Annotated in this window: 16 protein-coding genes; 11 read left to right on the top strand and 5 right to left on the bottom strand. The window is 74.5% G+C overall.

All coding sequences use genetic code 11. The annotated features are described in order from the left end of the window. The first annotated feature begins 54 nt into the window (after nucleotides 1-54). Both AW270_RS10020 and AW270_RS10015 read left to right on the top strand, forming a co-directional pair. The gene (locus tag AW270_RS10020; RefSeq protein ID WP_061293085.1) at nucleotides 55-618 is read left to right on the top strand and encodes a TetR/AcrR family transcriptional regulator; all 564 of its coding nucleotides are present in this window, start codon (nucleotides 55-57) and stop codon (nucleotides 616-618) included. A gap of 10 nt (nucleotides 619-628) precedes the next feature. After that, nucleotides 629-1573, top strand: a complete 945-nt coding sequence (locus AW270_RS10015) for an acyltransferase domain-containing protein (RefSeq protein WP_061293082.1) — start codon at nucleotides 629-631, stop codon at nucleotides 1571-1573. Here AW270_RS10015 and AW270_RS10010 read toward each other — a convergent pair. Further along, a complete protein-coding gene (locus AW270_RS10010) occupies nucleotides 1570-3195 on the bottom strand; it encodes a serine hydrolase (RefSeq protein ID WP_061293080.1) in 1626 nt (541 codons plus the stop codon). The genes AW270_RS10015 and AW270_RS10010 overlap by 4 nt on opposite strands. A 171-nt stretch (nucleotides 3196-3366) precedes the next feature. On the opposite strand from AW270_RS10010, the gene AW270_RS10005 reads away from it, so the two are divergent. The 3 genes from AW270_RS10005 to AW270_RS09995 all read left to right on the top strand — a co-directional run bounded on the left by AW270_RS10005 (nucleotide 3367) and on the right by AW270_RS09995 (nucleotide 7131). Further along, nucleotides 3367-4278, top strand: coding sequence for a helix-turn-helix domain-containing protein (locus tag AW270_RS10005; protein ID WP_061293078.1), 912 nt, complete (start codon nucleotides 3367-3369; stop codon nucleotides 4276-4278). A 61-nt stretch (nucleotides 4279-4339) separates the two neighbouring features. Then, the gene (locus tag AW270_RS10000) at nucleotides 4340-5557 is read left to right on the top strand and encodes an MFS transporter (protein WP_061293076.1); all 1218 of its coding nucleotides are present in this window, start codon (nucleotides 4340-4342) and stop codon (nucleotides 5555-5557) included. A gap of 152 nt (nucleotides 5558-5709) precedes the next feature. Beyond that, complete coding sequence (locus AW270_RS09995) at nucleotides 5710-7131, top strand: alpha/beta fold hydrolase (protein WP_061293074.1); 1422 nt, start codon at nucleotides 5710-5712, stop codon at nucleotides 7129-7131. 4 nt (nucleotides 7132-7135) lie between these two features. Here AW270_RS09995 and AW270_RS38590 read toward each other — a convergent pair whose 3' ends face one another. Together AW270_RS38590 and AW270_RS38585 are read right to left on the bottom strand one after the other, a co-directional pair. Continuing rightward, nucleotides 7136-7771, bottom strand: a complete 636-nt coding sequence (locus AW270_RS38590) for a response regulator (RefSeq protein ID WP_061293072.1) — start codon at nucleotides 7769-7771, stop codon at nucleotides 7136-7138. Further along, complete coding sequence (locus AW270_RS38585) at nucleotides 7768-8835, bottom strand: sensor histidine kinase (RefSeq protein ID WP_061293070.1); 1068 nt, start codon at nucleotides 8833-8835, stop codon at nucleotides 7768-7770. The genes AW270_RS38590 and AW270_RS38585 overlap by 4 nt, the downstream gene beginning before the upstream one ends. Nucleotides 8836-8937: 102 nt before the next feature. Here AW270_RS38585 and AW270_RS09980 point away from each other — a divergent pair, with 102 nt between their 5' ends. The 4 genes from AW270_RS09980 to AW270_RS09965 all read left to right on the top strand — a co-directional run bounded on the left by AW270_RS09980 (nucleotide 8938) and on the right by AW270_RS09965 (nucleotide 14428). Next, nucleotides 8938-9765, top strand: a complete 828-nt coding sequence (locus AW270_RS09980) for an alpha/beta hydrolase (protein WP_061293068.1) — start codon at nucleotides 8938-8940, stop codon at nucleotides 9763-9765. After that, the gene (locus tag AW270_RS09975) at nucleotides 9758-10762 is read left to right on the top strand and encodes an acyltransferase family protein (RefSeq protein WP_061293066.1); all 1005 of its coding nucleotides are present in this window, start codon (nucleotides 9758-9760) and stop codon (nucleotides 10760-10762) included. Before AW270_RS09980 ends, AW270_RS09975 begins: the two co-directional genes overlap by 8 nt. A 78-nt stretch (nucleotides 10763-10840) precedes the next feature. Further along, nucleotides 10841-11359, top strand: a complete 519-nt coding sequence (locus tag AW270_RS09970; protein WP_061293064.1) for a TrmH family RNA methyltransferase — start codon at nucleotides 10841-10843, stop codon at nucleotides 11357-11359. A 36-nt stretch (nucleotides 11360-11395) separates the two neighbouring features. Beyond that, on the top strand, nucleotides 11396-14428 hold the full coding sequence (locus AW270_RS09965) for a hypothetical protein (protein WP_061293061.1): 3033 nt from the start codon (nucleotides 11396-11398) through the stop codon (nucleotides 14426-14428). On the opposite strand, the gene AW270_RS09960 is transcribed toward AW270_RS09965, so the two are convergent. Further along, a complete protein-coding gene (locus AW270_RS09960; protein WP_157521793.1) occupies nucleotides 14421-15113 on the bottom strand; it encodes a hypothetical protein in 693 nt (230 codons plus the stop codon). The two genes, AW270_RS09965 and AW270_RS09960, sit on opposite strands and share 8 nt — an antisense overlap. Before the next feature lie 108 nt (nucleotides 15114-15221). Beyond that, a complete protein-coding gene (locus tag AW270_RS09955) occupies nucleotides 15222-15728 on the bottom strand; it encodes an AAA family ATPase (protein ID WP_061293059.1) in 507 nt (168 codons plus the stop codon). Between the two features lie 88 nt (nucleotides 15729-15816). Between AW270_RS09955 and AW270_RS09950 the strand changes: the two genes are divergently transcribed. Together AW270_RS09950 and AW270_RS09945 are read left to right on the top strand one after the other, a co-directional pair. Then, on the top strand, nucleotides 15817-17142 hold the full coding sequence (locus tag AW270_RS09950; protein WP_061293058.1) for an SWIM zinc finger family protein: 1326 nt from the start codon (nucleotides 15817-15819) through the stop codon (nucleotides 17140-17142). Further along, a complete protein-coding gene (locus AW270_RS09945) occupies nucleotides 17139-19736 on the top strand; it encodes a DUF6493 family protein (RefSeq protein WP_061293057.1) in 2598 nt (865 codons plus the stop codon). Before AW270_RS09950 ends, AW270_RS09945 begins: the two co-directional genes overlap by 4 nt. The last annotated feature ends 116 nt before the right edge of the window (nucleotides 19737-19852 follow it).

Genomic DNA, 19852 nt, shown 5'->3' with positions numbered 1-19852 from the left:
GTGATAGAAATGATTTCTAGTACAGTCGTACAGGAAATGTCAAAGGAGGCGGCGATGGCGGGACGGCCCATCGACCACCGGCGGCGGGCCGACCTGCTCGACGCGGTGGTCGACTACACGGTCGAACACGGCTTCTCCGACCTGTCGTGGCGGCCGGTCGCCGCCGCCCTCGGGGTCTCGACCACCACGCTGGTCCACCACTTCGGCGCCAAGGAGCAGATGCTGGAGGCCATCCTCGGGCGGCTGCGCGAACGCCTCTTCGCGGCGACCAGCGACCCGTCGGGCGAGCGCCCCGGCCTTGCGGCGGCGGCCCGGACGGTCTGGATTCGCACGTCCGGCCCGGAGCGGGAAGCGGAGTTCCGGCTGTTCTTCGCCGTCTACGGCCGCGCCCTCCAGGCGCCGTCGCAGTTCACGGCGTTCCTGGACCACGTCGTGGCCGACTGGATGCGCGCGCTGGTCGACGCGCAGGGGCCGGACGCCGATCCGGACACGGCGGCGCGCACCGCCACCCTGGTGATAGCGACCCTTCGCGGCCTCCTGCTCGACCTGCTCGCCACCGGCGATCGGGAGCGGGTTCAGGCGGCGGCCGAGAGCTTTCTCGGCACACTCGACCGCTAGGATCGGCGGCGTGGATCTGGCCGCCACCGCCGCCCTGCTCGGGGTTTCCGTCGAAGACGTCGACCGTGTCCACCGGCTCGCCGGTGACCTGCCCTCCGCGCCGCCGCCCGACCGGGCCGACGCGCCCGCGCTCCTCGAACGGCTCGCCGTGCGGCCCGACGACGCCGCCGAGATCATGGAGGGCTGGCCCGATCCGGGTTCTCCGCTGTGGACGCCGGAGCTGCGCTGGCTGCTCGACCGCTCGACCGCCCTCGTCCGGGCCGATCTCGGGGGCGGCGGCTGGCTGGTGCCCGGTCCGGAGCTGCCGCGCGAGCGGGGGCCCGCCTTCCGGCACCTGTACGTCTACGGCTACCTCGCCCTGATCGACGTCGTCCGGGGCTACCACCGCGACCACGGCGTGCCCGACGCCGTGTCGTGGGCGACCCTCGCCGACCTGGGCCGCAACCTCGCGGTCGACCGGCGGATGAACCGCGAGGGCTGGCCGGTGATGCAGAGCTGGCTGACGCTGCACGTGCGCGGGGCCGTCTACGAACTGGGGCGGCTCCAGTTCCACCGCGGCGGGACCACCCTCGACCTGCACATCCCCGAGTCGGGGCCGCTCACCCCGGAGGCGATCGACGCCTCGCTCGACCGGGCCCGCGCGTTCTTCCCGCGCCACTTCCCCGGCGAGGACCACACCGCGTTCGGCTGCGGCTCGTGGCTGCTCGACCCGCAACTGCTGGACTACCTGCCCGAGGACTCCAACATCGCCCGCTTCCAGCGGCGGTTCGAGCTGGAACCCTACGAGGAGCCCGAAGGGATCGACGCCGACGTCGAGGTGCTGCGGTTCGTGTTCCGCACCCTGACCACGCCGCTCGACCGGCTGCCGCGCGACACCGTGCTCCAGCGGGCGCTCGTCGACCACCTCAAGGCGGGCCGCCACTGGCGGTGGCGGCGGGGGCGCTTCCCGGTCTAGGGCAGGCCGACCGCGTTGGCGGCGTCGGCCTCGAAGTACTCCGTCGTGGCGTAGGGGCCGGCGTGGCCTTCGAAGAAGTCCCGGACGCCGTCGACCGAGTCGTGGACGATGACGTTCACCGCCCGGGTGCCGTCGGCGCTGGCCACCGCGAACGTCCACCGGGCCCCGCCGGGGAGGCGGCCGTGGGCCTGCTTCAGGGCGTTCCAGAAACCGTCGGTCTCGGAGACGGCGGAGACGGCCATGACGTGCATCCGGGTGTCCTTCTCTTCGGTCCGGGGGTTGACCCGGCAGTTGATGTGCAGGTACCGGGACGAGCCGTTCTCGACGTCGTAGATCGCGAGGGTCTGCGGGTCTTCGAGGGGGTCGCCCGACGGCATCAGGAAATGGGTGTCGCTGATGGGGAGCAGGGTGTGGTCAAGGTGGTCCGGCCTGCCGAGGAGCCGCGCCTCCATGGGGTTCAGGGTGAGTCTCAGGTGGAGCCGGCCGTCTTCGGCGGTCACGTCGTAGCGGGTGCCGGGGCGTGCGTAGACGCCCTCGTAGCGGGAGAGGTCAAGTTCCAGGGCCGGATCGGGTCGCGGCAGGTCGGGGACGGTGACGGCGCCGAGGTCGGTGAGGATCTCGTTGAACACCGCACGGTAGAAGGCGTCGCGCGGACCGGCGTTGGCCAGCATCGCGACGGCCAGGCCCGGCTCCGGCAGGATGCGCAGGCGGGCGCTCTGGCTGATGGCGCTGCCGTCGTGGGCGTAGACGGTCTGGCCGTGCCAGTCGCAGACGATGAGGCCGAGCGCCCATTCCGGCCCGAACGTGTACGGGTCGGGGACCGGGACCCGCGACCCCGTCATCTCGCGGATGGCGCCGGGGGACACGATCCTGGTCCCGTTCGGCGCGACTCCCTCGTTGAGGAAGACGGACGCCATCGTGAGCAGGTCGCGGGCCGTGGTGTTGACGTTGCCGGCCGGGCCGAAGGAGCGGGGCAGGCGGCCCAGCGGTGAGACGATCGGGCCCTCTTCGAGGGATCGGACCAGGTGGCCGGTCGCGGCCCGGCCGGGGGCGACGTGTTCGCGGCGGCTGCTCGTCGAGGTCAGCCCCAGGGGGCGGAACAGGCGGTCGTCGATGACGTCGTCCCAGCGCCTGCCGTCGACGACCTCCATGACGCGGGCGAGGATCGCGTAGCCCAGGGCCGCGCTGTAGCCGTGGGTGTGGCCCAGCGGGTGGACCTGACGGGCATCGGCGATGTTGGCGACCATGCGTTCGTAGACGTCGTCGCCCTCGCCGGGATCGCCGAAGTCCTCCTCGATGCCACTCGTGTGGTTGAGGAGGTGGCGCGGGGTGACCCTGGCGCTGACCTCGGGGTCGGCGACCCGGAAGCCGGGGAGGTAGGTCCGCACCGGTTCGTCGAGCGCGATTTTCCCCTCGTCGACGAACCGCATGAAGGTGAGGGCGGTCCAGGTCTTGGACACCGAGCCGCACTGGAAGACGGTGCCGGTCTCGACGGGCTCGCCCGTGGTGACGTCTGTGACGCCGACGGCGAGGTCGGTGATCTCCCCGTCGCGGAGGACGCCGATGGCGGCGCCGGGGATCCGGTAGTCGGCGAGCAGCTCGGCGATCCGGTTCACATCCACAAGAGGACCTCCTTTCCAGATGCGAAAAAGCTACGTTGCGTTTCAATGGACGTCAATCCGAAAAGACCGTTTTCCCTGAATAGTTGCGACAGCATTGCCACTGAATGCAATTCAGCTCTTGTGCCGTTGCAATGTAATGTGGGTGAAAGCGAACCGGCGGGAGGCGGGCCGATGCCCGGAGGAAGGCTGACCCACGACGATCGGCGGCAGATCGCGGTCTGGCTCGACGACGGGCTGGGATACGCCGAGATCGCCCGGCGGCTGGGCCGGCCCACGTCCACGATCAGCCGCGAGGTGGCGCGCAACCGCGCGCCCGGCGGCTACCTGGCCGACCGCGCCCAGCAGGCGGCCGGGCAGCGCGCCCGCCGTCCCGGGCCGGTGCGGGCCGCCGAGCCGCCGGCCGAAGGGCGCGGGCCCGCCTTCGTGGCGCGGTTCGCGACGCTGCTGGCCGGGACCGGCTTCCCCCGGATGCCCGCCCACGTGTTCGTCTCCCTGCTCACCTCCGACTCGGGGGGCCTGACCTCCGCCGAACTGGTGCGCCTGCTGCGGATCAGCCCGGCGTCGGTGTCCAAGGCCGTCGGCTACCTGGAGGCGATGGACCTGGTCCGCCGCACCCGGGGGAACGGCCGCCGGGAGCGTTACGTCATCGACGACGACGTCTGGCTCCACGCGTTCAAGGCCGACACCGGGGCACACGCCGAGGTCGCGGCGGCGGCGCGCGAGGGGATCGAGATCTTCGGCGCCGGGACGCCCGCCGCGGCCCGGCTGGACCGGACGGCCCGCTTCTTCGAGTGGATCAGCGAGCAGATGGGCGACAGCGGCCTCACCGACGCCGCCGCGCGCGACGCGCTGACGGTGCTGGCCGGGCTGGTCCACGCCGCCCGGCCGCTCACCGCCGGCGACCTCGCCACGGCGCTGGACTGGCCCGGCGACCGGGTGGCGGGCGCGCTCGACGCGATCGGGCGCCGGCCGGTCATCGCCGACCCGCTCGCCGTGCAGCGGCTCGGCTCCGGAGCCTACGCGCTCACCCTCCGGGCGGATCGCCTCAGCCCCGCCCAGCGGGCCGCGCTCAGGGGGATCTAGCAGCACGTACACGGGAAAACGCGTTGCCGCCGGAGGGCCTCGCACGTAGGGTCTTGCGCCCGTGGTCACAGTTGTGGAGCGAGTCCTGCCCGCCCGGTTGGGGCGGGGATTCCGGTGGTTGCTGGCGTCGAGCTGGCTGACGAATCTCGGCGACGGCATCGCGGCCGCGGCGGGCCCGCTGCTGATCGCCTCGCTGACGGGCGACCCGCTGATGATCTCGCTGTCGGCGCTGGTGAGCTGGGCGCCTCCCCTGCTGTTCGGCCTGTACGCCGGGGTGCTGTCGGACCGCCACGACCGGCGCGGGATCGTGCTGGTCGCGAACGCGGTGCGGGCCGTGGTGCTGGTGGCGCTCGTCGCGCTCATGGCGACCGGGACGGTGACCGTGGTGACCGCGCTGGCGCTGCTCGCGCTCCGGGCCGTCGCCGAGGTGTTCGCCGACAACGCGACGGCCACGCTCACGCCGATGATGGTCGGCCGGGACGACCTCGTCATCGCCAACGCCCGCCTGGGCACCGGGTTCATCACGCTCAACCAGCTCGCCGGGCCGCCGGTCGGCGCGGCCCTGTTCGGCCTGGGGCTGGCCTGGCCGTTCGCCGGGCAGCTGCTCCTGGTGGCGGCGGCGATCGTGCTGGTCTCCCGCATCACCCTGCCGCCGCGGGCCGCCGCGCCCCGGGCGGGCGCGGGCCGGGAGCTGGTCGCCGGGTTCCGGTGGACCCTGCGGCACGCCGCCGTCCGGACGCTGGCGCTCACCATCCTGATCTTCAACTTCACGTTCGGCGCGGCCTGGTCGGTGCTGGTCCTGTACACGCAGGAGCAGCTCGGCCTCGGCGCGCTGGGCTTCGGGCTGATGACCACCATCGGCGGGATCGGCGGCCTGCTCGGCACCGGCCTCTACGGGGCCATCACCCGCCGGGTGAGCCTCGGCGCCCTGATGCGGATCGGGCTCGTCGTCGAGACGCTCACCCATCTGGGCCTGGCGCTGACCCACTCGCCGTGGATCGCCGGGGGCATCTTCCTGGTCTTCGGGGCGCACGCGTTCATCTGGGGCACGACCTCGGTGACCGTCCGCCAGCGCGCCGTGCCGGCCGAGCTGCAGGGCCGGGTCGGCAGCGTCAACACCGTCTGCGTGTACGCCGGCCTGGTGGTCGGCTCGCTGATCGGCGGCGTCCTGGCCACCCGCTTCGGGGTCGCGGCGCCCTTCTGGTTCGCCTTCGCCGGGTCGGCGGTGTTCCTGGTCGTGCTGTGGCGGCAGCTCATGCTGATCGCCCACGACGACTGAACGGAGGGTGAGCGCCGCGCCGAGCCGGTTCAGCAGCCCCCGCCTGGTCCGGAAGGGGGCGGGCGGGGGGACGTCCACTCCGGCCGGCACCCGCACCACCCCGGGGGGCCTCCTGGTGGTGGCGGACCGGCCGCCGTTGCGAGGGTGGCACCATGACGACCAAGCAGCGAGTACTGATCACCAGGGTGGCGCTGGCGGCGCTGGCCGCGACGGCCCCGGCCGCCTCCGCCACGCCTGCCGCGCCGGCCACCCGACCGGCCTGGACGGAGTGCGCGGGCCCCGGAAACATGCAGTGCGCCACGATCGACGTGCCGGTGAACTGGGCCGAACCCGGCGGGCGCACGGTCACGCTCGACCTGGCCCGATTACCCGCCACCGAACCCGCGCGCCGGATCGGCGGCGTGCTCGGCGTCCCCGGCGGCCCCGGCAACGACGGGATCGAGGACCTGAAAATCGCCGCGGCCCACCTCACCGACCTGCGGCGCAGGTTCGACCTCGTCGCCTACACGCCCCGCACCCGCGTCTGGCTCGACCGGCTCCCGCCCGCGTGCCTGGAGCCGGGGACCTCCCTGTCCGAGCCCCGCGACCGGACCGCCTACCTGGCGCTGGCCGCCACGATGACCAGGGCCTTCGAGCAGTGCCGGCAGGCGGACACGACCGGCCTGTTCGCCCACCTGGACTCGCTGTCGGTGGCCAGGGACATGGACGCGATCCGCCGGGCCCTCGGCGAGGAGCGGCTGAGCTTCATGGCCAACTCCTACGGAGGGGTGGCCGCCGCCGCGTACACCCGGCTGTTCCCCCGGCGCGTCCGGGCCATGTACCTCGACGGGGCGATCAACCAGGTCGACGGCTGGCGCGACCAGACGCTGCGGACCCTGCCGCTGACCGAACAGGCCTTCACCCGGTTCGCCGCCTGGTGCGGGGAGACCACGGCCTGCGCCCTGCACGGCGAGGACGCCGGGGAGGTCTGGCGCGGGCTCGTCCGCGACGCCGACCGCGCGCCCGTCGGGGGCGAGCTGACCGGGTGGCATCTGCGGACCTTCGCCTTCCTCGGCGACCCCGGACCGGGTGAGGCGCACTGGCGGGCCTGGGCCGACGCGGTCGACAGGGCGCGGAACGGCGACGGCTCCGGCTTCGCCGATTTCGCCCTCGGCAACGCGCGGGTCTGGGCCACCCCCGGAGTCCTGGCGATGACCTGCGGCGACGGCCGAGGCTACCGCTCCTACGCCGAGATGCGGACGTTCCGCCGCCAGGCGGAGGACATCTCGCCGAACTTCGGCTCCGTCGCCTTCGACGGGCTCGGCTGCGTCGGCTGGCCGGAGCCCGTCGTCAACCCGCCGCGCCCCCTGCCGACGCGCGGGCTGCCGCCGTTCCTGGGAGCCGGCAGCGCGTGGGGCGACTACGCGTGGACCGAGAGCTTCACCCGGATGGTCCCGGGATCGGTGACCGTCAGGTACGACGGCCCCGGCCACGTCCTGTACCTGTCGGGCAAGCAGTGCCCGATCCGGCACACCACCGCCTACCTCACCGACCTGACGCTCCCCCCGGCCGGCACCACCTGCCCGGCCGGGTGACCGGTCACGGCACCAGCCCGGTCTCGTAGGCGATGATGACCAGGTGCACCCGGTCGCGGGCGTCCAGCTTGGCCAGCAGCCGCGTCACGTACGCCTTGACCGTCGCCGCGCTGATGAACAGCTCCGCCGCGATCTCCCCGTTCGACCGGCCGCGCCCGATGAGCGTGAGGACCTCGCGCTCGCGTCCGGTGATCCCGGTCAGCGCCTGGGGCACCGGACGGCCCGCGAAGGCGGCGATCAGCCTGCGGGTCACCCCCGGCGCGATCAGCGCGTCCCCGGCGGCGACCACCCGGACGGCGGCCAGGATGTCGTCCAGGGCCATGTCCTTCACCAGGAACCCGGACGCGCCCGCGCGCAGCGCGCCGTAGACGTTCTCGTCGTCGTCGAACGTGGTCAGCACCACCACCTGGGCCGCCTCCGGCGCGCGGGTGATGCGGCGGGTCGCCTCGATGCCGTCCATGCCGGGCATCCGGATGTCCATCACGACCACGTCGGGCGCGAGCTCGGCGGCCAGGCGGACCGCCTCGGGGCCCGTGCCGGCCTCACCGGCGACCTCCAGGCCGGGCGCGTCGGCGATCACCAGGCGGAGCGCGGTCCTGATCAGCGGCTGGTCGTCGGCCAGCAGCACCCGCACGGTCACCGCGCCACCACCGGCAGCCGCGCCGCGACCCGGAAACCGCCGTCCGGCGCGGGGCCCGCGGTGAGGTCGCCGCCGAGCAGGGCCGCCCGCTCGCGCATCCCGGCCAGCCCGAACCCCGGCACGAGCTCCCCCCGGACGCCCCGCCCGGTGTCGGCGATCTCGACGGCCAGTTCGGCGTCCCGGTAGTCGAGCGTCACCACGCACGAGCCGGTCGCGGCGTGCCGGGCCACGTTGGTGACGGCCTCCTGGATGATCCGGTAGGCGGCCGTGTCGACCTCGGGCGGCAGCGGCCGCCGCCCGCCGAGCTCCCTGACCTCCACGTCCACCCCGGTCGCGCCGAGCCGCCGCAGGTCGGCCAGCCCGGCGGCGGGGGCCGGATCGCCGTCGCGCAGCGCGACGAGCATGCGGCGCAGGCCGGCCAGCACGTCGCGCCCGGCCGCCTCGATCTCGCCGAGCGCCCGCTCGGCCTCGGCGGGCCGGGTCCCGATCACGCGCCGGGCCGCCCCCGCCTGGAAGGCGATCACGCCGATGGAGTGGGCGACGGTGTCGTGGAGTTCGCGGGAGATGCGCAGGCGTTCGTCGGTGACGGCCTGGGCGGTGGTCCAGGCGGCACGGTCGGCGGTGTGCTCGCGCGCCTGCCCGACGGCCCGGCCGAGCAGCCAGCCGATCAGCGAGAGCAGCGCCAGCACGTAGTAGGAGACCAGCGGCGTGTACAGCAGGCAGACGACCTGCACGGCCACCGCCGCCGCCAGGGCGATCAGGGCGACGCGCCGGGTGGCGACGGCGGCGATCCGGTAGAGCCCGAAGGCGACCACGGCGAACTGCGTGAACGGCAGGACCCCGATGGAGATCCGGATCCCCAGCGGGATCGTGACCAGGAGGAGCCCGAGCCCCGGCAGCGGCCACCGGTCGAGCAGCAGCCCGCCCGCCACGACCAGCACGGTCGTGACCGCCATCACGACGAGGTCCGGGGCTCTCACGGAGCCGCCCCGGGACAGGACCATGACGAGCAGCCCGACGGCCCAGGGCACGGTCGTCCACAGGGCTGATTTCAGCTGGCGCATGGCCCTGATCGTAGGTTCGCGTCGCGGTCCGGGAATCGGACCGTGGTCGTACACCCGGCGTCCGATGTGTCCCGCCGGGGGCTTTCGGCATCGTCCACCTTCATGAAGCGTCTGCTGTGGGCCCTGCTCGTCGCCGTGCCGGTCAGTGGCCAGGGGATCCCCGCGCCGCCGCCGACCCCGCCGGGGTTCGACGCGGCGCACCACGACCGGACCAGGGCGGACATCGGCCGGGCGGCCCGGCTCGCGGCCGAGCGGGGGAACCTGATCAGGGCGGCGTCGCTGCGCGCGATGGCCGTGCCGGAACGCGTGTTCCTGGCTTTCGACGGCCACGACGGCGGGCAGGCGGTCGAGCTCTTCGGCCGGCTCCCGGCGCGGACCGTCGCGGTGATCGTCCCCGGGGCGGGGACCACGCTCGACGCCTACGGGCGGCTGCGGGGCGGCGCGCTCCGGCTCCGGGCCGAACTGGGCGCCGGGTCGGCGGTGGTCGCCTGGCTCGGCTATCCGGCTCCGCGCCTGGTCAGCCTCGGGTCGGTGACCACGGCCCGCGCCGACGCGGCCGCCCCGCGCCTGCGCGCCTTCGTCGGCGGGCTCGCCGCCGCGTTCCCGCGGGCGAGGATCTCCCTGCTGTGCCACTCCTACGGCGCGGTCGTCTGCGCGCGGGCCGCGCCGGGGCTGCCGGTCGACAACCTGGTCCTGTACGGCACCGCGGGCGTCCCCGCCGCCTCCGCCGCCGCGCTGCGTTCCCCGGCGACGGTCTGGGCCGGGCGTGGCCGCCGTGACTGGATCGGCGACGTACCGGCGATCTTCGGGCCCGACCCGCTGGCCCCGGGCTTCGGCGCGCGCCCGTTCGACGCCGGGGACGCCGGGCACGGCGACTACCTGCTGGGACGGTCGCTGAAGGCCATCGCGGGGATCGTGGCCCATGCGTGACCCCGTGCGTGATCGGGGTGTCGACGCGCTGCGCGCCGTCGCGATCACCGGCGTCGTGTGCGGCCACTGGCTGGTGACGGCGCTCGTCGCCGACAGCGGCACGATCAGGGTGACGAGCCCGCTCAAGCACCTGCCCGGACTGGCCCCGGTCTCCTGGCTGCTCCAGACGATGGCGCTGTTCTTCCTGGTCGGCGGGATGGTCGCGGCCCGGAGCACGACCCCTCTGCGGCTCCGGCTGGTCCGGCTGGTGCGCCCGCTGCCCGTGCTCGCCGCCGTCTGGGGGGTGACGGTGGCGGTCATGCTGGCGCTCGGCACCGAACCGGCGACCGTCATGGCGCTGGCCAAGCTGGTGTGGTCGCCCTTGTGGTTCCTGCCGGTGTACGGGGCGCTGATGGTGGTGACGCCGCTGGTGGCGCGGCTGCATCCGGGCTGGCCGCTGGCCGTGGTGGCGGTGGTGGACCTGGCGCGGTTCGTCCTCGGCGCGCCCGGCTGGGTCGGCTGGGTCAACGTGGGCGCGGCCTGGCTGGTGCCCTACTGCGTCGGGCTGTCGTGGCGGCGGTTGGACGGGTGGGCGCTGCTGGTCGGCGGGGGCGTGGCGACCGGTGTGCTGATCACGGTCGGGGGTTATCCGGCCGCCATGGTGGGCGTGCCGGGCGCGGCCCTGTCCAACCAGTCGCCGCCCACGCTGGCGGCGGTGACGTTCGGGCTCGCCCAGGCCGGAGCGGCGCTGCTGCTGCTCGGGCCGCTGCGCGCGGCGATGCGGCGGCCGGCGCTCTGGGCCGGGGTGGCGGCGGTGAACCTGTCGGCGATGACCGTGTTCGTGTGGCACCAGACCGCGCTCGTCGCGGTGACCGCGCTCACCCTGCCCGCCGCGCCGCTGGCCGGGCTGCACACCGTGCCCGGCGACCTCGGCTGGGTGGCCGCCCGGCTGGCCTGGCTGCCGGTGTTCGCGATCGCCCTGCTGGCCTGCCGGGTTACACTGCGGGGGTCGCGTTGACTCTCGTCGATGGCCCGGGCGTGCCGATGAAATCGCCCACATCATGATCATTAACGGAGGAGCTCCCCTCCCGCGCCGGTGAGCGGCCGCTCGGTCCGGATCCGGACCCCCAAGGACCTGCGCGGCCAGCGCCGCCGGCGTCCGCCCCGCTGCCTGGGTCACCTCTTCGCCGCGCCGCTGTGGCCCCTTCACCACGCCAATCTCGGCACGCTGCTCCGGACGTGCGACGCCGTCGGGGCGTGCCTGGCCGTGCCGAGGCTGCCGTGGGTGCCCGAGGCGCTGGCGCGCGGCGACACCCTGCGGCAGCCCGCCTGCGTGCACTGGGTGCGCCCGTTCCGGTGGCTGGCCGGGCAGCGGGAGGCGGGGGCGCGGGTGATCGGCGTCGAACTGGCCGAGGACGCGGTCAGGCTGGCCGATCTGCCGATGGCCCGCCAGCCCACCGTCGCCGTCCTGGGCCACGAGCAGGACGGCATCCCGCCGGAGGCGCTCGACCTGCTCGACGACGTCGTCGAGATCCCCATGATCGGGACGGGGGCCAGTCTGAACGTCGCCGTGGCCGGGTCGCTGGTGCTCTACAAACTCGCCGGGATGATCTAGCGGCGTTTGTCGGTGCCGAGATCTATCGTCCCGATCATGACCTCAGGCACCCCCACGACCCTCTGGGCGGAGATCACCGATCTGGTGCTCCGCAACCAGGTGACACCCTTGGCCGATCGGCTGATCGCGCTCAGCGAGGCGGAGCGCGGCGAGATCGCCGCGCTGCTGCCCGGCCTGGTGAAGGAGATCCGCCGTCGCCTCCCCGAGCGGCGCGACTCGTGGGAGGCCGACCGCATGCTCGACAAGCGGGCCGGGGCGCTCGCGCTGGCCGGGGTCGGCTGCATCGGCGGCCCGGCCGCCACCGTGACCTGGCTGACCAGCCGCGACGTGAACCGCCGCTGGGCCGACGACCTCGACGTCGCGGCGGTCGTGCGGGTGGCGGCGGCCCGGCCGGAGAAGTGGCGGCTCGACGTGGCCGACCGGCTGGCCCGGCGCGTCCGCCGTCCCGCCGACCGCATCGCCCCGCTGGCCGTGGCGCTGCTGCGCGAGTCGGGCGCGACGCCGCCCGGCCACGACCCGCTGCTGGCGGCCTGGCTGACCGCGCCGAGCGTGGCCGGCGACCCGCTGACCCCGCTGCTGCTGCCGCGCGTCTTCGACGCCGACGGCGCGGGCCGGGCCCTCCGCGACGAACGGCTCGACCCGACGCCGTCGCGCTGGCTGGCCGCCGCCCGCGACCTGCCGAGAGACCGGGCGCTCGACGGCTGCGTGAGCCGGTTCCTGCGCGGCGGCGACGTCCAGGACCTGCGTTTCTTCGTCCGGCTGCACACCTTGCTCGACCCCACGCCGCAGGAGGCGGCGGCCCGGCTGCGCGACTATCTGCGGCTGCTGCCCTCGGCCCCCGGCACGGTCGCCGAACTGGCCGCCGGGCAGGTGCGGCAGGCGATGCCGCTCGACCACGCCGATCTGGTGGAGGCGGTCGAGGCGCTGACCTTCCGGGCCGAGGCGAAGCTGGCCGCGACGGGCCTGCGCTGGCTCGACCAGTCGGTCAAGAAGGCTCCGGAGACCGCCGCTGACCTGCTGCTTGCGCTGACGACCGCCTACGCGCACAGCTCGTTCGACGTGCGCAACCGCGCCGCCGAGCTCACCCTGAAGCACGCCGGGGCGTTCGCCGGCCACGCCGGGACGATCCTCGACGCGCTGCCCCACCTGGGGGCCGAGCTGGGCGCGACGCTGGCCGCGCGGTTCGGCGGGGAGGCCCCGGCCGACGACCCGGCCGAACGCAAGGAGTTCCCGCCGCTTCCCGACGTGCCGGAAGCGGGGCGTTTCCCCGAGCCGTCGCTGTCCCCCGGCGACGACGTGCGATGGGTGGGCAGGGAGCGCTGGCTGGCGGCCTTCGTGGCCGGGATCGCCGACGACCGGTCGAAGGTGCGCGATGCGGTGAGACCGTGGCTGGAGGAGTCCTGGTCCTACTGGCGGTCCGTCACCACGCGCACCGACCTCGACGAGTGGCGGCTGGCGCTGGCCGACGAACTGGTCGACCCGGGCCGCGACCTCCCCCCGGTCGAGGAGCGGACGGTCTGGGTCCAGTGCACGTCGTCCCATGTGTTACGCCAGGTCACCCGGGGCGAGCCGGTGCCCGAGGAGACCATGCCCGTCCCGAAGCGCTCGGTCCGGCAGCCCAACTACGTCTACGCCGACGAGGTGACCCCGCGGACCGTCGTCGTCACCTGGACCACCGTCGAGGGCCCGGCCAAGGCCGTCGCCACCGAGAACGGGCGGCCCCTGCCCGTCGTCGACGGCATGGTCATGGTGGAGACCGGGAGGCACGCGCTCGACGACCTCGACCACATCGCCCACAAGCTCCTGGCGTTCGGCGTCGACCCTGACCGGGCCGACGCCATGCGCCGGTCGCAGCCGGTGCCGCCACCGGGTCCCGACGAGCCGGTCGTCGCGGTGACGATGTTCCACACGCTGGGCCACCACCGGGTCCTGGAGCCCGAGAAGCTGTCCCCGTCCGAGGAGTGGCGCCGCCGCCACCGCATGCCCCACCCCGGCGCCGTGCCGCCTCCGCACGAGTTCCTCATCCACCGCCATCTCGAACTGCTGACCGCGCTCCGCGACGACGCGCTGCCGCCCGTCCTGCTGGCCACGCCCACCTGGCTCGACGGCCACCTCGACCCCGACGTGCTCGTCACCCGGCTGGAGACCTGCGCCGCCGCCGGAGTGGAACCGCTCCCCGCCGACCTGGCCCAGGCCCTGATGCGGCTGCCCCGGGGCGGCCACCCCGCCGCCGCTTCACGCGCCGCGGCCATCGACTCCGACGCGGCCCGCTCGGTCGCGCGGTGGCTGACCGAAGGCGGGCTGCCCGACCCGGAGACCGGTTTCACCTGGGCCCACCGCTCCGGCGGGCAGTGGGTCGAGCTCGGCGACGACGAGCCGGCCGACTTCACCACGGCTCGGCTGATGCCGGTGCTCAGGGCGCGGCCCACCGGCCACTCGTTCATCGACGAGATGCTGCTGGGCCGGCCACGTGACAGCGCCTCCTCGGTGGACTCGGCCGAGGCCTGGCCGGCGATGACGCCCGGCCACCGCGAGGTCGTGTCGGTCCATCTCCTGCCCCAGGTGCTGCGCGGCCGGTGGCAGCGCTGGGCCCAGGTCGCCGCCCTGCCGGGGCTGGTCACGGCCGACGGACCGCTGGGCGAGGCCACCGCCGTGGTCCTCGCCGTGCTGCTGGCCGAGAACGCCCGCGACGAGGTGATCCCGATGACGCTGCGGCTGGCCGCGAAGGGAGAGCTGCCCGCCGAGTCGATCGGACGGCAGATGGCCCTGGCCATCCGGCGCACGTCCTGGCTGGAGATCCGCCCCGCGATCGCCGCCCTCACCGACCTGGCCGAGCGGGGCGGGCACCACGAGGTGTGGCGCATGGTGCGCGCCATGCTGCCCGGACTGCTGCCGCGCGAAGGGCGGCGCATCACCGTCAGCCACGCCGGCCTCGTCGCCTTCGCGGCCGACGTCGCGCGGTGGACCGGCGCGCGGGGGGAGATCCCGGAGATCGCCGAGTTCGCCGCGAGCCGCCGCAGCGCCCGCTTCATCCACGAGTGCAGGCGTCTGCACGCCCAGCTCACCTGATCCCGGGGAGGCCCCGCCCGTCCGCCAGCCGTTCGACGACGGCCCGCACGCCGCCGTTCGCCTCGGCCCACCGGCTCACCTGGCAGGCGGCCTGGGCGTACACCTGCGGATCCGCCGACGCCGCGCTCAGCCAGTCGCCGAGCGTGGCCGGCAGCGGCGGGCGGGGCTCGACCATGCAGCGGTCACCGGCCGGGGCGAGGTAGCGGGGGTCGTCGGCGGCCAGGACGGCGAGCCCCTCGTCGAACCACTGGGGGACCTCGATCCCGTCGAGGCGGGCGTGCAGCTCCACGTGGGTCAGCTCGTGGGCGGCGATCACCGGATCGACGCCGCGCGGAGACAGCATCACCGCCCGGTTCAGCACGGCCACGCCGCGCTCCCCGCCGCCCCCGATGCGCCGGTAGCAGTCGTCCGACAGGCACACGAGGACGTCCGGGGAGGTCACCCTGCCGCCGAAGAAGCCGCGCACCCGCGCGTCGGCCCGGTCGACGACCTCGATCACCTGCCCGCGCCGCTCGGCCGTCAGACCGGGCTCGGCGTAGACGCCGGGGCGGAGCCGCTCCAGGCCGTAGCAGCCGGGGCAGGTCACGGCCGCGACGGCGGGGAACCAGATCGCCGTCCCCACGACGGCGGCGACCGCGAGGAGGACCGCGACGACCGCGCCCCCGATCCACCGACGGCGTGTCATCATTCCTCCATGGTCGCCGGAAAGGCCTGCGGCAGCCTTTCATCCGGATCATGAGGCGGCAAGGGGCGCGGCCGCCGACCCATGCCTGCAGGCAGTGGACGAACCGGGTCAGGTCTCGTGGCCGGTGATGTGGCGCATGTAGAGGTCCGGCCGGGCGAGGAAGCGGCGCCAGTCGTCGACCAGGGGAAGCTCCGCCCACTCGCCGACCCGTGCCCCGTGGTCGCCCAGTTCGACGATCTCGGCGCCGGGCAGGCCCGTGAGGACGGGCGAGTGGGTGGCGCAGATGATCTGGCCGCCCTCGCCAGCGACCCGGTGCATCAGCCCCGCCAGGCGCAGGCAGGAGTGGAAGGAGAGGGCCGCCTCGGGTTCGTCCATGAGGTACAGGCCGGGGCCGTCGAGCATGTGGTCGAGGACGGTGAAGAAGCCCTCGCCGTGGGACTGCGTGGTGAGGTCGTCCGCCCAGAAGCCTCTTCCCTCCTGGGTGATGACGCCCCGGGCGAGGTTGAAGAGCGTTTCGGCCTTGCCCGACCCGTTCTCGCCGACGAGGAACGTGACGGGGGCGGTCAGCGGCAGGCCTCGGTCGGCGAGTGGCGGACCACGGGCAGGGCGGCGCACCAGGACTCGGGGAGTCGCCGGGCGCTCAGTCGGGTGATCAGCACGGAGGGTCTCTCGTTTGTCGGTGGGAAGATCTATTGTCCCGGCCATGACTTCAGCGACGCAGGCGTACACCTACGCCGCGCCCTCCTCCCTGGTCGACGGCCGCCTCGGGCTGGCCACCTCCGGCGGCCGGGCCCTGACCGGGCCCGCTGTGGCGCCCCGGTTCTTCAGCGGCGTGGTGACCCAGGCGGCGCCCGCCGCCGCCGCGCTGCTCGGGGTGGCCGATGTGGCGCTGGCCCGCTACCACCAGCCCCAGGCGCGGACCTGGGTGCGTGACCCGGTGGTGACGTGCGACGGCGACCGGTTGCGGTTCGAGTCGTTCTCGGCCTGCGGCGGCGTGTACGCCCGGCTCGACCTGCTGGGCGGCGCGCTCGACGGCGAGGTGTTCGACCGGGGCACCACCAACGTCGACGTCAACGCGCCGCTGCGCGAGGCGCTGGCGCGCATCGGCGCCCGTGACCCGCTGCACCTGGGGGTCGGGCTCGACGAGCTGGTCGTGACCACGATGGACGGCGCGGTGGTGGAGAAGAAGGTGCCGCTGCCCGAACGCTGGCTGCGCGGCTTCGCCGAGGTCCAGGTCATCGCCTCCGGCATGGACCAGCGCGGCGAGCTGGCGGGCCTGGCGGCGGTGCGGTTCCTGCGCGGCCTGCCCAGGAAGGGCACCCTGTGGGTGACGCAGTCCGGGCGCGAGCTGAAGGCCGCCGACCGTCAGGCGCCGGGTTCGGTGCGGCTCGCCGCCCCGAACCGGCTCGGCACCCTCCTGCCGCTGCTGCGCTTCGCGAAGACCCTTCGCGTGTACGGTCCGGGCGACGCCGCCTCCAGCGCCTGGGAACTGGAGCTGCCCGGGATGCGCTACACCCTGGTGCTGTCGCCCGAGCGCTGGCGCGGCTTCTCCGGCGAGGGCGCGGTCCTCGACGACCTGGCCACCGACGAGGCCGAGAACGACGCCGACGTGGTGGGCATGCTGCTCAACTTCGAGCCCGAGGTCGAGATCGGCCTGCTGGCCGACCGGGCGGGCATCCCCGCCGACCGGGTGCGGGCCGCACTGACCCAGCTCGGCGTCGCCGGGCGGGTCGGCTACGACCTGGCCGAGGCCGCCCACTTCCACCGCGAGCTGCCCTACGACAAGGACAACGTGCTGCTGCTCAACCCCCGCCTGGCCAAGGCCCGCAAGCTGGTCGAGGCGGGGGCCGTGCAGTTGGAGGGCGAACTGGCCACCGTGCGGACCTCGGGCGGGGCCCGGCGGGTGTCGCTGACCGACGGCTCCTGCACGTGCGAGTGGTGGTGGGACCACCGGGGCTCGCGCGGGCCGTGCAAGCACGTGCTCGCCGCCCGGATCGTCGCCCGCGCCGCCGTCGAGGTCTCCCGATGAGCCTCTGGACGGAGATCACCCAGCTGATCACCGACAAGTCTGTCACCCGGCTGGCCGACCGGCTCGTCACCCTCACCGAGGAGGAGCGCGCCGAACTGGGCGGGCACCTGCCCGGCTTCGTCAAGGAACTGCGCGCCCGGCGGGGCCTCGACTCCTGGGACCTCGGCCTGCTGCTCGACGACCTGGCCGGGACGCTGCTGCTGGCCGGGATCGGCGTCATCACCGGCCCGGCCGCCGCCGTGACCTGGATGACCAGCCGCGACGTCAACCGCCGCTGGGCCGAGCTCGACATCGAGACGGTCTGCCGGGTGGCGGCCACCCGGCCGCCGCAGTGGCGGCGCGACGTCGCGGTCCGGCTGGCCCAGCGGATCCGGCGGCCCGCCGACCGCCTCGCGCCGCTGGCCGTGGCGCTGCTCCGCGAGTCCGGCGCGACGCCACCCGACCACGACCCCCTGGTGGCCGCCTGGCTGGCCGCGCCCGCCGTCGAGGATGACCCGCTGCTTCCCGTGCTGCTGCCGCGCGTCTTCGACGCCGACGGCGCGGGCCGCGCCCTCCGGGACGAGCAGGGCGGGAAGCTGCCGACCCGCTGGCTGGCCGCCGCGCTCCGCGAGCTGCCCAGGGAACGGGTGCTCGACGGGTGCGTGAGCCGGTTCCTGCGCGGTGGCGACGCCCAGGACCTGCGGTTCTTCGTCCGGCTGCACACGCTCGCCGACCCCACGCCGGCCGAGTCCGCTCCCCGGCTGCGCGACTACCTGCGGTTGCTGCCGTCGGCTCCGGGGCCGGTCGCCGAACTCGCCGCCGGGCAGCTGGGCGGGGCCGGGCAGCTCGACCACGCCGACGTGGTCGAGGCGGTCGAGGCGCTGACCTTCCGGGCCGAGGCCAAGCTCGCCGCGAGGGGCCTGCGCTGGCTCGACCAGACGATCCGTGCCACACCTGACGTGGCCGCCGACTTCGTGGGCGCGCTGACCACGGCGTACGCGCACACGTCCTTCGACGTGCGCAACCGCGCCGCCGAGCTGACCCTGAAGCACGCCGGGCTGCTCCAGGACCACGCCGGGGCGATCCTCGACGGCGTCCACCACCTGCCCGCCGGGCTGGGCGCGAAGGTCGCCGAGCGGTTCGGCGGCGAGGCCCCGGCCGGGGACGTGCCGGAGTCGAAGGAGTTCCCGCCGCTGCCCGAGGTGGCTGCGCCGAAGCGCTTCCCCGAGCCGTCGATCTTCCCGGACTACCACGAGCGCTGGATCGGCCAGGAGCGCTGGCTGGCGGCCTTCGTCGCCGGGATCGCCGCCGACCGGAAGAAGCTGCGCCGCAAACTCAAACCCCACGTCGACCAGGACAGCGGCTCCTGGCGGTCCGGGGACCTGCGCCTCGACCCCGACGACTGGCAGTCGGCGCTGGCCGCCGAGCTCGTCACCCCCGGCAGCGCGCCGGCGCTACCACCCGTCGCATCGCCCGTCGACTCGCACGAGGAGTGGCGGCGGCGGAACCGGCTGCCCCGCCCGAATCGGGTCTCGCCGCCCCACGACTTCCTGCTGCACCGGTACGCGGAACTCGCCGAGGCGCTCCGTGACGGCGCGATGCCGCCGGTGCTGCTGGCCACGCCGACCTGGATGAGCGGCCATCTCGACCCTGACGTGCTGGTCGACCGGCTGGAGATCTGCGCCGCCGCCGGGGTGGAGCCGCTCCCTGCCGACCTGGCGCAGGCGCTGCTGCGGCTCCCCCGGGGCGGCCATCCGGCGGCGGCCGACCGGGCCGCGGCGATCGACTCGGAGGCGGCGCGTTCAGCGGCCCGCTGGCTCGCCGGGGGCGGTATGGCCGATCCGGAGTGCGGCGTCGTGTGGCGGCACATGGTGGGCGCGTCCATGGTCGAGTTCGGCGACGACGAACCCGAGCACTTCACCGAGGTCGGGGTTCAGCCGAGGTTGCGGGTGACCGCCCCGACCGGCCATCGGCTGATCGACGAGGTGCTGCTGCGCGAGCCGTTCGACTGGTGGGTCGGCGGTTCCGGCGGCCTGCTCCGGTCGTGGCCCGCCGTGCTGCCCTCGCACCGCGAGGTCCTGGCGGTCAACTTCCTGCCCTTCGTCCTGAGCGGCCGCTGGGGCAGCTGGTCGACGACGGCCGACCTCACCGGTCTGGTGATCAACCAGGGCCCGATGGGCGAGGCCACCGGGGTGATCCTCGCCCATCTGCTGTCCGGCGGGGTGCGCGGCACGATCCCGCTGATCCTCACCATGGCCGCCCAGGGCGAACTGCCCGCCGAGGCGATCGGCCGCCAGCTCGCGCTGGTGCTGCGCCGGACCTGGCGGGAGACCCGCCCCGCCCTCGCGGCCCTCAGCGAGCTGGCCGACGCCGGAGGCCACCACGAGGTGTGGCGCATCCTGACGGGCCTGCTGCCCGGGATGCTGCCCGGCGAGGGCCGGCGCATCACCGCGACCCACGCCGACCTCGTCGCCTTCGCCGCCGACGTGGCCCGCTGGACCGGCGCGCGCGGGGAGATCCCGGTCGTCGCCGAGTTCGCGAAGAGCCGCCGGACGATCCGCTTCGTCCACGAATGCAAACGCCTCCACGCCCAGCTCACGGACCCGACGCCATGACCTCGCAGGCGGCACCTCGCTTGTTCGCGTCGCCGAAGGGCCGGTGTCATGACGTGGTGGGCCCTCCGCACCGATGCGCTCGATCTCGACAACGAAAGGCCCGTTTCATGACCCGC

The sequence above is a fragment of the Herbidospora cretacea genome, from assembly GCF_001570605.1.
GTDB lineage: Bacteria > Actinomycetota > Actinomycetes > Streptosporangiales > Streptosporangiaceae > Herbidospora > Herbidospora cretacea.
The sequence above is the reverse complement of the archived record's forward strand: the minus strand, read 5'-3'. Positions and strand labels throughout refer to the sequence as shown.

Excerpts from the sequence above, each read along its gene's own strand:
- AW270_RS10020 (WP_061293085.1), top strand. The coding sequence starts at position 55 with ATGGCGGGACGGCCCATCGACCACCGGCGGCGGGCCGACCTGCTCGAC.
- AW270_RS10005 (WP_061293078.1), top strand. The coding sequence starts at position 3,367 with ATGCCCGGAGGAAGGCTGACCCACGACGATCGGCGGCAGATCGCGGTC.
- AW270_RS09995 (WP_061293074.1), top strand. The coding sequence starts at position 5,710 with ATGACGACCAAGCAGCGAGTACTGATCACCAGGGTGGCGCTGGCGGCG.
- AW270_RS38585 (WP_061293070.1), bottom strand. The coding sequence starts at position 8,835 with ATGCGCCAGCTGAAATCAGCCCTGTGGACGACCGTGCCCTGGGCCGTC.
- AW270_RS09980 (WP_061293068.1), top strand. The coding sequence starts at position 8,938 with ATGAAGCGTCTGCTGTGGGCCCTGCTCGTCGCCGTGCCGGTCAGTGGC.
- AW270_RS09975 (WP_061293066.1), top strand. The coding sequence starts at position 9,758 with ATGCGTGACCCCGTGCGTGATCGGGGTGTCGACGCGCTGCGCGCCGTC.
- AW270_RS09965 (WP_061293061.1), top strand. The coding sequence starts at position 11,396 with ATGACCTCAGGCACCCCCACGACCCTCTGGGCGGAGATCACCGATCTG.
- AW270_RS09960 (WP_157521793.1), bottom strand. The coding sequence starts at position 15,113 with ATGACACGCCGTCGGTGGATCGGGGGCGCGGTCGTCGCGGTCCTCCTC.
- AW270_RS09950 (WP_061293058.1), top strand. The coding sequence starts at position 15,817 with ATGACTTCAGCGACGCAGGCGTACACCTACGCCGCGCCCTCCTCCCTG.
- AW270_RS09945 (WP_061293057.1), top strand. The coding sequence starts at position 17,139 with ATGAGCCTCTGGACGGAGATCACCCAGCTGATCACCGACAAGTCTGTC.